The sequence below is a fragment of the Hydrogenophaga sp. genome, from assembly GCF_030656115.1.
Lineage (GTDB): Bacteria > Pseudomonadota > Gammaproteobacteria > Burkholderiales > Burkholderiaceae_C > Hydrogenophaga.
This window is the reverse complement of sequence record NZ_JAUSOO010000137.1, coordinates 1-10,722: the sequence shown is the minus strand read 5'-3', so window position 1 is coordinate 10,722 and position 10,722 is coordinate 1. Positions and strand designations below refer to the sequence as shown.

Below are 10,722 nucleotides of genomic sequence, written 5' to 3'. Positions count from 1 at the left end.
AACGTGTTCATGCAGTTCAACATGGACGAAACCGGCGCGGTGACGCCGCTGCCCGCGCCCTGCGTGGAAACCGGCATGGGCCTGGAGCGCCTGGCCGCCATCTTGCAGCACGTGCACAGCAACTACGAAATCGACATCTTCGAAGCACTGATCAAGGCCGCCGGCCGCGAGACCGGCACCGCCGACCTCACGAACCCCTCGCTCAAGGTGATCGCCGACCACATCCGCGCCACGGCGTTCCTCATCAGCGACGGTGTGATCCCCAGCAACGAAGGCCGCGGCTACGTGCAGCGCCGCATCGTGCGCCGCGCCATCCGCCACGGCTACAAGCTCGGCCAGAAGACCCCGTTCTTCCACAAGCTGGTGCCCGATTTGGTGCGCATGATGGGCGACGCTTACCCGAGCATGGCTTCGCAGGCGCAGCGCATCACCGAGGTGTTGAAGGCCGAGGAGGAGCGGTTTTATGAAACCCTCGCATCAGGCATGCAGATCCTTGACAGCGAGCTGACCCCTATCGGTGCAGAGATTCGCCCGGCTGATAGTTTTGGAACAAGGGCTGCGCTGGAGGGGTTGGGTGCTATTGAGGCACCGAATCCTCCATCCAAAATCACTGTTCTCCGTGGTGAAGTTGCATTCAAGCTTCACGACACCTACGGCTTCCCGCTGGACCTGACCAACGACGTCTGCCGTGAGCGCGGCGTCACCGTGGACGAAGCCGGTTTCCACGCCGCCATGGAAGCGCAAAAAGCCAAGGGCCGCGCCGCAGGCAAGTTCAAGATGGACAAGGCGCTGGAGTACACCGGCGCGGGCAACACCTTCGTCGGCTACGAGCAGCTCGAAGCCCCGGCCAAGGTGGTGGCGCTGTACCTGGACGGCACGCCCGTGGCGGCACTCAAGGCCGGTCAGCAGGGCGTCGTGGTGCTGGATACCACGCCGTTTTACGCCGAGAGCGGCGGCCAGGTGGGGGACGAGGGTCTCATCACCAGCGGCTCGGCGACGTTCGCCGTGGGCGACACGCAGAAGATCAAGTCCGATGTGTTCGGCCACCATGGTGCGATGGTGCAGGGCACGCTGGCCGTGGGCGACACGGTGAACGCCAGCGTCAACCTGGCGCAGCGTGCCGCCACCGTGCGCAACCACTCGGTCACCCACCTGATGCACAAGGCGCTGCGCGAGGTGCTGGGCACGCATGTTCAGCAGAAGGGCAGCCTGGTCGACGCCGACAAGACGCGCTTCGACTTCACGCACAACGCGCCGGTGACGGACGCGCAGATTCGCGAGATCGAGCAGCGCGTGAACGCCGAGATCGTGGCCAACGCGGCGACGCAGGCGCGTGTGATGGACATCGAATCGGCGCAGAAGACCGGCGCCATGATGCTGTTTGGCGAGAAATACGGCGAGTCGGTGCGCGTGCTCGACATCGGTTCCAGCCGCGAACTCTGCGGCGGTACGCACGTCAGGGCCACGGGCGACATCGGCTTCTTCACGATCACCGCCGAAGGCGGTGTGGCCGCTGGCGTGCGCCGTGTGGAAGCCGTGACGGGCCTGAACGCGCTGAGCTACGTGCAGGGCATGGAGGCGACGCTCGGTGGTGTGGCCGGCACGCTCAAGGTCACGCCCGGCGAAGTGCCTGCACGCGTGGGTGCGCTGCTGGAGCAGATGCGCGATCTGGAAAAGGAAATGAACGCGCTCAAGAGCCGTCTGGCTTCGGCGCAGGGCGACGAGCTGGTGAACCAGGCGGTTGAGGTCAAGGGCATCAAGGTCTTGTCCGCGGTGTTGGCCGGTGCCGACGCCAAAGGCCTGCGCGAGACCATGGACAAGCTGAAGGACAAGCTGAAAACGGCTGTCATCGTGCTGGCCGCGGCGGATGGCGCCAAGGTGCAGATCGCTGCGGGCGTGACCGCCGACGTGATGGGCAAGGTCAAGGCCGGCGAGCTGGTGAACTTTGTCGCCCAGCAGGTGGGCGGCAAAGGCGGCGGCAAGCCCGACATGGCCATGGCCGGGGGCACCGATGCAGCGGGTTTGCCCAAGGCGCTGGCTTCGGTGCAGGCCTGGGTGGCTGAGCGCCTCTAATTCCATTTCCATATCAACCGTGCACTTTGTCGGCTTCGCTTGCCGTACGTTTGTACTGTCTGCGCTTCGCCTTCGCGTTCACGGTTGATCTGGAAACGGAATAAGGGGGGCCGGCCCTCGGTTCGGGTTCGGCCTGCTCTGCCGCTCGGCCCGAACGGGCCCCAAACGCCTGGGCTCTTCAGGCCGCAGGGTTGGGCCAGTCGAGTTGCAGCCCGCTTTCAAACCGCCGTGCCTCACCGGTCACCGGGTCGGTGAAAGCGATGGCTTGTGCCAGCAGTCGCAGCGGGTTTGCAAAATCTTCTGCTTCGTCCGGCCCGCGCAGCACGCGCGGGTAAAACTGGTCGCCCACCAGGGGCAGGCCCAAGGCGTTCATGTGCACCCGCAGCTGGTGGCGTTTGCCGCTCACCGGCTCCAGCCGGTAGCGTGCCCAGGCACCGCGCTGTTCCAGCAGCTCGATGCGGGTTTCGCTGTTGGGCTCGCCTGTCACCTCGGTCATGCGAAAGAAGGCGCCGTCTTCCTCCGCGATGCGGCTGCGCCGCACCTGTGGCAGGGATACGCTGGCGTCAAACGGGGCCATGGCTTCGTACACCTTGTGCACGCTGCGTTCACGAAACAGCGCCTGGTAGGCCGCGCGGTCTTGCGCTCGCACGGCAAACAGCACCAGACCGGCGGTTTCGCGGTCGATGCGGTGGATGGGGCTCAGCGAGTCCAGCCCCAGGCTGTGCTTGAGCCGCACCAGCAGGCTTTGTTGCACATAGCGCCCGCCTGGCGTGACCGGCAAAAAGTGCGGTTTGTCGGCCACCACCAGGTGCGCGTCCTGGTACAGGACCGTGGCTTGGAACGGCACCTCCACCTCGTTGTCCAACGCGCGGTAGTAGTAAAGCCGCGAGCCGCCACGGTAGGGCGCGTCGGGTGCCAGTGCCTGGGCGTTTTCATCCAGCACATCGCCGTTCGCCAGCCGCAGGCTCCACACGGCACGCCCCACCAGGGGCAGGCGGTGGTCCAGAAAGTCCAGCACGCTGGCCCAGGGCGAGGCGCCGGGTTTGACCGTGGGCAGCGCCACGCAACTGGCAGACACGCCGTGTCGCGTGGGAATGTGCGGTTGGCGGGGTGGGCGGGACATGGGGGCGGCGCTGGTGATGAGAGGGGCTGAAACGTGGAACGTTGGTTGTGGTGCAAGCCAAAGCGGGTATTCTCGGCCGCTGCTGCCCAGGTATGGCCTTGGCGCGGCGTTTGACCCGACCCAACCTACCTTGAAAGCCGTTGTGACACCACCCGCTACCTTTCACCGATTGTCTGCGCCGCCGCGGCGTATCACAGCCCTGGCCACGCGTTGGTGCGGGCTTGCACTGTGCAGCCTGGTCCTGAGCGGCTGTGCCGTGATCGCTGTGGCCGACGTGGCCGCTTCTGCGGTGGTGGGTGTGGCTGGGTTGGCGGTGGACGCTGCGGTGGGCACGGCCAAGATCGGTGGCAAGGTCATCGGCAAGACCGCAGACGTGGTGCTGGGCTCGGATGCCGCACCCGCCGATTGAGCGGTTGACCGGGTGGCTGGTTGAGCATGGAGCCCGTCAGACCTTTTTGAACACCAGATCCCACACGCCGTGGCCCAGTTTGAGGCCCCGGTTTTCAAACTTGGTGAGTGGGCGGTAGCCCGGCTTGGGCACGTAGCCGCCCAGCGCGGGGTCGGTGGCGGTGTTGTGCAGCAGCGGCTCGGCGCTCAGCACCTCCAGCATTTGCTGGGCGTAGGGTTCCCAGTCGGTCGCCAGGTGGATGTAGCCGCCGGGTTTGAGGTGGCGTGCCAGGCGGTTCACAAACGGCGCCTGGATCAGTCGGCGTTTGTTGTGTTTGGTCTTGTGCCAGGGGTCGGGGAAGAACACGTGCACCCCGTCCAGGCTGCCCTCGGGCAGCATGTGGTCCAGCACTTCCACCGCGTCGTGGCGAAAGATGCGGATGTTTTCAATGCCCCCTTCGCCGCAGAGCTTGAGCAGCGCGCCCACACCGGGTTCGTGCACTTCGCAGCAGATGAAGTCGTCTTGCGGGCGTGCCTGGGCGATTTGCGCTGTGGCCCCACCCATGCCAAAGCCGATTTCCATGACCAGCGGTGCCGTGCGCCCAAACGCGGCGGCCACGTCCAGCGGGGCGGGCGCGTAGTTCAGCAGAAAGCGCGGGCCAAATTGTTCGTAGGCGCGCTGCTGTCCCGGGCCGGTGCGCCCGGCGCGCAACACATAGCTTTTGATGACGCGCATGAACGGCACGCCTTCGGGCAAGGGCTTTGCAGGCTTGGCGGTGGCGGGTGTCTCGGTGGTGGCGTCCGCTTCGCGGTGGCTGGGCTGGTGGTCTGAGGTCATGGCAGGGCGGGAAAAGGGGTGGCAGATTGTAGGCGCCGGCCCGCTGCGGCCCACGGCCCCTGGGGTCAGCGCAGTGGTTGCCGCACCGCTGGGCGGTAGGGCCAGGCCCGCGTCCACAGCGCCTGTGCTTCAGGAAGGCTGTGGGGGGTGGTGGTCGCTGGCAAACCCAGACACGCTGCCGCCTGGTTCAGCGCAGCCAGCGGGTCGGCCAGGTCCAGCGCCTGGGCGCCGTTTTGTTTGCTGAGCTTTTCGCCGTTGGCGCCCAGCACCAGCGGGGTGTGCAGGTAGGCCGGTGTGGGCAGGTCCAGCGCCCGCTGCAGCAAGATGTGGCGCGGTGTGTTGTCGCTCAGGTCTTCGCCGCGCACCACGTGGGTGATGCCTTGGGCGGCGTCGTCCACCACCACGGCCAACTGGTAGGCCCAGAGGCCATCGGCCCGCTTCAGCACAAAGTCGCCCACTTCGGTGGCCACGTTTTGTACTTGAGGACCCAGGCGGCGGTCGGTCCAGTGCACCTCGGCGGTGCCGGGGTCCACGGCAAAACGCCAGGCTCGGGCCGCTTTGCCCTGCAAGCCGCCGCGCTCGGGTCGGCAGGTGCCGGGGTACACGGCCGCCTGGTGGCGCTCGCGGCTGAGGCCCTGGTTGTGCAAGGCCGTTTCAATGTCTTTGCGCGAGCAGCCGCAGGGGTAGGCGCGGCCGTTGCGAATGAGTGCGTCCAGTGCCTGTTGGTAGAGCGCGCCGCGCTGCGATTGCCAAAGCACGGGTTCATCGCTGATCAGGCCACAGCGGGCGAGTTGTTGCAGGATGAACGCATCGGCACCGGGCACACAGCGCGGTGTGTCCACGTCTTCTATGCGAACGGTCCAGCGGCCTCTGTGTACGCGAGCATCCAGCCAACTGGCCAGCCCCGCCACCAGCGACCCGGCGTGCAGCGGGCCGGTGGGGGAGGGGGCAAACCGACCCTGATATCTGGCCCCCACGCTCCCCACGTTGTGTGGTTCGCTGCCCCCCGAGGGGGCTGTTTCACCTTGGGGCGGCCCGGCGGTGAAACGCGAGGCCCTCAAGCTGCCCATGTTTCACGCCATGGCCAGTGCCAGTTCCAGGCCAGACACAAACGCGTCTTCCACCCGGTGGCCCAGGCACCAGTCGCCGCACAGGCCGATGCCCAGGTCCTGGTCGTAAATGTGGGAGAGGCCCAGCGGTTTTTGGGTCTGGGCGAAGCGCCAGCGGTGCACCACCGCGTGGGTGGGCGTGGCGCGAATGCCGGTGATTTCAGCAAAACCCTTGAGCAGCTTGGCCTTGACGCGTTCTTCGTCGTCTTCCAGATGCTTGATGGACCAGGCCGGGCTGGCCTGCACCGTCCAGCGTTCAATGGGCTCGCGACCGGGTTTGCTGTTTTCACGCGCCAGCCAGCTGATGCGGTGGTGCACGCTGCGCGCGGCGTTCCACTGCGGGCCCAAGTGGGGCAGGCCGGGCTGCATGGCGTTGGGGTAGGCCACCATCAGCGTCCAGCACGGGGCCACCTGCACGGCGTCGAGTTGGTGGCGCAGTTCGGGCGAGTGGCCCGAGGCCAGCAGCAGGTCGTGTGTCTGCAGATGCGGCATGGCCAGCACGATGCGGTCGAAGCCGCCCAGCACATGCTGGCCGCCGTCGGTGTCTTCAGCGCGCAGTTGCCATTGTTCGGGGTGCAGGGCGTCGCGTTCGATGTGGGTGACGCGGGTGCCGGTCAGGGTGCTGGCGGCCAGCTTGCCGTGCAATGCGGGCTGCACCAGTGGCTCGGCCCAATAATTCACCAGCGCACTCATACCGGGTTTGGCCACAAAGTGGGGTTCGGTGGGTGGCGGTGCACTGGCCAGCACGCGGCCTTTGTCGTCCAGCACGCGCACGGTGTTGGCGCTCCAGGGGCGTACCACCGTCTGGGCGGTTTCCAGGGCCTTGGCAAAGCGTTCGTCGCGCACAGTGAAGTATTGGGTGCCGTGGTCGAAGCCGCCGAACTCGGTGCGGCGTGTGGCCATGCGCCCACCCAGGCCCCGGCTTTTCTCGATCAGCGTGACCCGGTGGCCCGCCTGCACCAGCGTGCGGGCACAGGCCACACCGGCCATGCCCGCGCCCACCACCGCCACGTGGCGCTGCACAAAGGCGGGTTTGGCGGTGCGGGTTTTCTTGCTGGCGGTTTTTGCGGCCGTTTTGTCGGCTGTTTTGCTGCTGGATTTGCTTTGGGCCAGGGCTGAGGCGCGGGGTTTTTTGGTTGTGGTCATGTCTCTTGGCGCGTTGGTTTTGGGGAGGGCTCGAAGTTGACTGTAGCAGCCTGCTTGTCGCGTTGAACGGCTTGCGCTTCAAATTTGGTGGTGGTTGTTGAGCAAGGCGGCCCGGGTGGTCGGGTGCTGCAGACGCTCCAGCCACCAGCGCAGCGCGCGGCCGGTGTCGCCGCTGTTGCGGGGTTGGCGCCAAGCGTACGCCAGGTGAATGATGCAGTTGGGCCGCTGCACGGTTTTCACCACCAGCCGCCCGGCGTTGATGAACGGCAGCGCCAGCGGCAGCGGCAGAAAACCGGCGCCCAGGCCGCGCAATTGCGCTTCCAGCTTGTGCTGCATGGTGGGCACGGTGAGCACGTCTTGGCCGGGCTGCAGGTTGTGGGTGATGCCGCTGCCCCGCTGCGTGCTGTCGGCCACGGCCACGGCGCGGTGCACGCGCAATTCTTCGTCGCACAAGCTGTGCTCGGCCTTGGCCAGCGGGTGGTGGGGCGCTACCGCGTACACGAAGTCCAGGGCACCCAGCGGCGCGGTTTGAATATCGGCCTGAGCCAGCTCACCGGGCACGCCCAGCGCCAGGTCGGCCTGGCCGCTTTGCAGCGCTTCCAGCGTGCCTGAGAGCGTTTCGGCGCGCAGCTTCAAGCGCGTGGGTGCTGCCTCGGCGTAAAAGGTTTCGCACAATTCAAACAGCGTGGCGCGGGCAATGATCGCGTCGGCTGCAATGGTGAACTGCGGCTCCCAGCCCGTGGCAACGCGCTTGACACGCTGGGCCACCGCGTCCAGCTCGTTCAGCAGGTACTGACCTGAGCGCAGCAACTCGGCCCCCGCGGGCGTGAGCTGGGCGCGGCGCGCGCTGCGGTCAAACAGCAGCACGTCCAGCGCGTCTTCAATCTGGCGCACGCGGTAGGTCAGGGCGCTGGGCACCATGCCCAGTTCGCGCGCAGCGGCGGCCATGCTGCCCAGCCGCGCCACAGCCTCCAGCAAACCCAGGTTCTCGGGGGACAGCGCGGCGCGGGGTGTGTGGGAAGCCATGGTTTAAAGCGGTTGATGGTTCAAATCAATTGAATGATGCCATCAAAACCGTGCAAACGCGTTGGGGTGTGTGGCGCCCACAATGGACCCACTCCCGTACACAACCCCATGGTTGCGTGCCCAACGTTTGATGAAAAGGCCCTCCGATGATGCAGATTCGACGCTCCGAAGCCCGCGGTTTTGCCGACCATGGCTGGCTCAAAAGCTTTCACTCCTTTTCCTTCGCGGAGTATGTCGACCCCGCCTGGATGGGCTGGGGCAACCTGCGCGTGATCAACGAAGACCGCATTGCGCCGGGCACCGGCTTTGGCACACACGGCCACCGCGACATGGAAATCATCAGCTATGTGTTGCAGGGCAATCTGGCCCACAAAGACAGCATGGGCAACATCAAGGGCATTCCACCGGGCGACGTGCAGCGCATGAGCGCGGGCAGCGGTGTGCGTCACAGCGAGTTCAATCACGCGCCCGACCAGACCACGCATTTTTTGCAAATCTGGATTGAGCCCAACGTGACCGGCATTGACCCCGGTTACGAGCAAAAAAGCTTTGCCGACGCGGAAAAGCGCGGCCAGCTGCGGCTGGTGGCGTCCAACGGCGGGGCGCAGGGCTCGGTGCATATCAACGCCGATGCCGCGCTCTACGCCGGCCTGCTGGACGGTGAGGAGCGCGCTGAATTGAGCTTGAACCCGGCCCGCAAGGCCTATGTGCACCTGGTGCGCGGCGCGCTGCACGTGAACGGTGAGCGCCTGCAAGGCGGTGACGCCGCGGTGCTGGCCGGCGAAAGCCGGTTGACGCTGGCCCAGGGCGAAGACGCTGAGGTGCTGGTGTTTGACCTGGCGGCCTGATTTTTCCTTCTTCTTTCATTCCTGCGCCACGGCGCATTCACCCAGGAGTTTGCCAAATGGCTCACGTCGTTGTGGTTTTTCATTCGGGCTACGGCCATACCCAGCGCATGGCGCAGTCGGTGGCTGACGGTGCCAACGCTGAGCTGCTCGCCATCGATGCCGACGGCAATCTGCCCGAAGGCGGCTGGGAGCTGCTGAACGCTGCCGACGCCATCATCATGGGCAGCCCCACGTACATGGGCAGCGTGAGCTGGCAGTTCAAAAAGTTTGCCGATGCCTCCAGCAAGCCCTGGTTCAGCCAGCAGTGGAAAGACAAGGTGTTTGCCGGTTTCACCAACAGCGCCACCATGAACGGCGACAAGCTCTCCACGCTGCACTACCTGTTCACCCTGGCCATGCAACACAGCGGCATTTGGGTCGGCACCGGTCTCATGCCCAGCAACAGCAAGGCCGCGCAGCGCAACGACGTGAACTACGTGGGCTCTTTTGCGGGCGCCATGGCCCAAAGCCCGTCAGACGCGGGTGCCAACGACATGCTGCCCGGCGACCTGGAAACCGCGCGCCTGTTCGGTGCGCGCGTAGCCGCGACAGCGGCCAAGTTCAAAGGCTGATTTCTGACCCGGTGCAGGGCGGGCAAGCGCCCTCCATGCCAGGCCGCGCAGTAACATCCGCGCATGAACATCTTCAGCATCATCCCCTGGGCAGACTGGCTGGCGCTGGTCTGCTTTTTTGCCTTGTGGATTGGCTACGCGGTGTTTGCCCGGGTCTGGGGACGCAAAAAAGGCTCACTGATCCAGACCACCAACCGCTACCGGGGCTATTGGATGGCGCAGGCCACATCGCGCGATCCGCGCATGCTCGATGGCCTGATCACGCAAACCCTCTCCAACACGCCCGCCTTTTTCTCATCGACCTCCATCCTGGTCATCGGGGGCTTGTTTGCGCTGCTGGGCACCACCGACAAGGCCACCGAGTTGATGAGCGAGATTCCGTTTGCCCAGACCACCACGCTGATCGTTTTTGAATTCAAGATCCTCGTGCTGGTGGCGATTTTTGTGTACGCCTTCTTCCGCTTTTCCTGGTGCATGCGCCTGTACACCTTTGTGGCGCTGGTGATCGGCGCCATGCCAGCGCCCGAAGACTTTGACTCGGGCAAGTTCGACCGCAAACAGTACGCCGACCGGGCCGCTGCCATGGTGGGCGCCGCCGCCGAAACCTTCAACGACGGCTTGCGGGCCTACTATTTTTCGTTCGCCGCGCTGGCCTGGTTCGTTTCTCCCCTGGCCATGGTGCTGGCCACGGTGATCGTGGTGGCCATTCTGTACAGCCGCGAGTTCCGCTCGGAGGTGTTGGGGATCTTGCGCGACTGAATTGCACCGGTGCCCATGGCAGCCATCCGTGTCCACCGTTGGTGGATGCCAGTGGTAGCGTGCCAGAATGCCTGCCATGACGCCAACCGCCACCGTTGCCCATCCAGCACCGTCCCGCCGACGGCTGCCCATCGGCATCCAGACCTTCAGCGAAATCATCCAGGAAGGCCACTACTACGTGGACAAGTCGGGCTACGCGCTGGACTTGATCAACACCGGCAAGGCGTACTTTCTGAGCCGCCCTCGGCGCTTTGGCAAAAGCCTGTTTCTGGACACGCTCAAAGAACTGTTCGAGGGCCATGCCGAGCTGTTCAAGGGGCTGGCAGCCGAGAAACGGTGGGACTGGACGAAACAGTACCCGGTGATTCGCATCAGTTTTGGGGGCGGGGTTGCCAAAAGACGAGCGGAATTGGCTGTGCGCATACAAGAAATTTTGCGCTCCAACCGAGAGCGGCTGGGCCTGGTGCGCCCTGCCGACTGGCCCGAGTCCGACACCGCAGGCAACCTGTCGCACCTCATCCGCCAGGCCCACCAAACCCGTGGCCAGCGCGTCGTGGTGCTGATCGACGAATACGACAAACCGATTCTGGACAACATCACCGATTCGGCCGTCGCCATCGAGATGCGCGAGGGCTTGAAAGACCTGTACTCAGTGCTCAAAGATGCCGACGAGCACCTGAAGTTCGTCTTCCTCACCGGCGTCTCCAAGTTCAGCAAGGTCAGTTTGTTTTCAGGCCTGAACAACCTGCAAGACCTCACGCTGATGCCCGAATACAGCGCCCTTTGCGGCTACACCGACGAA

Annotated in this window: 11 protein-coding genes; 6 read left to right on the top strand and 5 right to left on the bottom strand. The window is 65.1% G+C overall.

From position 1 onward, the window contains the following. Nucleotides 1-2,073: alanine--tRNA ligase (gene alaS / locus Q7J58_RS18335; RefSeq protein ID WP_304831060.1), on the top strand; the 2,073-nt coding region annotated here is incomplete at its 5' end. 178 nt (nucleotides 2,074-2,251) lie between these two features. On the opposite strand, the gene Q7J58_RS18330 is transcribed toward alaS, so the two are convergent. Beyond that, complete coding sequence (locus tag Q7J58_RS18330) at nucleotides 2,252-3,196, bottom strand: pseudouridine synthase (RefSeq protein ID WP_304831059.1); 945 nt, start codon at nucleotides 3,194-3,196, stop codon at nucleotides 2,252-2,254. A 256-nt stretch (nucleotides 3,197-3,452) separates the two neighbouring features. On the opposite strand from Q7J58_RS18330, the gene Q7J58_RS18325 reads away from it, so the two are divergent. After that, nucleotides 3,453-3,605 carry a hypothetical protein gene (locus Q7J58_RS18325; protein WP_304831058.1) on the top strand — a complete coding sequence of 51 codons (153 nt, stop codon included), beginning with the start codon at nucleotides 3,453-3,455 and terminating at the stop codon, nucleotides 3,603-3,605. Between the two features lie 36 nt (nucleotides 3,606-3,641). Here the strand turns inward: Q7J58_RS18325 and trmB are convergent, their stop codons facing one another. The 4 genes from trmB to Q7J58_RS18305 all read right to left on the bottom strand — a co-directional run bounded on the left by trmB (nucleotide 3,642) and on the right by Q7J58_RS18305 (nucleotide 7,702). After that, the gene (gene trmB / locus Q7J58_RS18320; RefSeq protein ID WP_304831057.1) at nucleotides 3,642-4,421 is read right to left on the bottom strand and encodes a tRNA (guanosine(46)-N7)-methyltransferase TrmB; all 780 of its coding nucleotides are present in this window, start codon (nucleotides 4,419-4,421) and stop codon (nucleotides 3,642-3,644) included. Nucleotides 4,422-4,486: 65 nt separating this feature from the next. After that, nucleotides 4,487-5,398 (bottom strand): tRNA glutamyl-Q(34) synthetase GluQRS, encoded by a 912-nt coding sequence (gluQRS, locus tag Q7J58_RS18315; RefSeq protein ID WP_304831056.1) that lies wholly within the window; start codon nucleotides 5,396-5,398, stop codon nucleotides 4,487-4,489. A 96-nt stretch (nucleotides 5,399-5,494) separates the two neighbouring features. Beyond that, on the bottom strand, nucleotides 5,495-6,676 hold the full coding sequence (locus tag Q7J58_RS18310; protein ID WP_304831055.1) for an FAD-dependent oxidoreductase: 1,182 nt from the start codon (nucleotides 6,674-6,676) through the stop codon (nucleotides 5,495-5,497). A 78-nt stretch (nucleotides 6,677-6,754) separates the two neighbouring features. Beyond that, nucleotides 6,755-7,702, bottom strand: coding sequence for a LysR family transcriptional regulator (locus tag Q7J58_RS18305; protein WP_304831054.1), 948 nt, complete (start codon nucleotides 7,700-7,702; stop codon nucleotides 6,755-6,757). A 146-nt stretch (nucleotides 7,703-7,848) separates the two neighbouring features. Here Q7J58_RS18305 and Q7J58_RS18300 point away from each other — a divergent pair, with 146 nt between their 5' ends. The 4 genes from Q7J58_RS18300 to Q7J58_RS18285 all read left to right on the top strand — a co-directional run. Next, complete coding sequence (locus tag Q7J58_RS18300; protein ID WP_304831053.1) at nucleotides 7,849-8,550, top strand: pirin family protein; 702 nt, start codon at nucleotides 7,849-7,851, stop codon at nucleotides 8,548-8,550. Between the two features lie 56 nt (nucleotides 8,551-8,606). After that, nucleotides 8,607-9,161, top strand: a complete 555-nt coding sequence (locus tag Q7J58_RS18295; RefSeq protein WP_304831052.1) for a flavodoxin family protein — start codon at nucleotides 8,607-8,609, stop codon at nucleotides 9,159-9,161. A 63-nt stretch (nucleotides 9,162-9,224) separates the two neighbouring features. Beyond that, nucleotides 9,225-9,920, top strand: coding sequence for a DUF599 domain-containing protein (locus Q7J58_RS18290; RefSeq protein ID WP_304831051.1), 696 nt, complete (start codon nucleotides 9,225-9,227; stop codon nucleotides 9,918-9,920). Nucleotides 9,921-9,996: 76 nt separating this feature from the next. Then, on the top strand, nucleotides 9,997-10,722 hold a 726-nt coding region (locus Q7J58_RS18285), incomplete at its 3' end, for an AAA family ATPase (protein ID WP_304831050.1).

What these genes read in the sequence shown, in the direction of transcription:
- Q7J58_RS18295 (WP_304831052.1), top strand. Translation starts at nt 8,607, where the DNA reads ATGGCTCACGTCGTTGTGGTTTTTCATTCGGGCTACGGCCATACCCAG.
- Q7J58_RS18305 (WP_304831054.1), bottom strand. Translation starts at nt 7,702, where the DNA reads ATGGCTTCCCACACACCCCGCGCCGCGCTGTCCCCCGAGAACCTGGGT.
- trmB (WP_304831057.1), bottom strand. Translation starts at nt 4,421, where the DNA reads ATGACCTCAGACCACCAGCCCAGCCACCGCGAAGCGGACGCCACCACC.
- Q7J58_RS18300 (WP_304831053.1), top strand. Translation starts at nt 7,849, where the DNA reads ATGATGCAGATTCGACGCTCCGAAGCCCGCGGTTTTGCCGACCATGGC.
- Q7J58_RS18290 (WP_304831051.1), top strand. Translation starts at nt 9,225, where the DNA reads ATGAACATCTTCAGCATCATCCCCTGGGCAGACTGGCTGGCGCTGGTC.
- Q7J58_RS18310 (WP_304831055.1), bottom strand. Translation starts at nt 6,676, where the DNA reads ATGACCACAACCAAAAAACCCCGCGCCTCAGCCCTGGCCCAAAGCAAA.
- Q7J58_RS18330 (WP_304831059.1), bottom strand. Translation starts at nt 3,196, where the DNA reads ATGTCCCGCCCACCCCGCCAACCGCACATTCCCACGCGACACGGCGTG.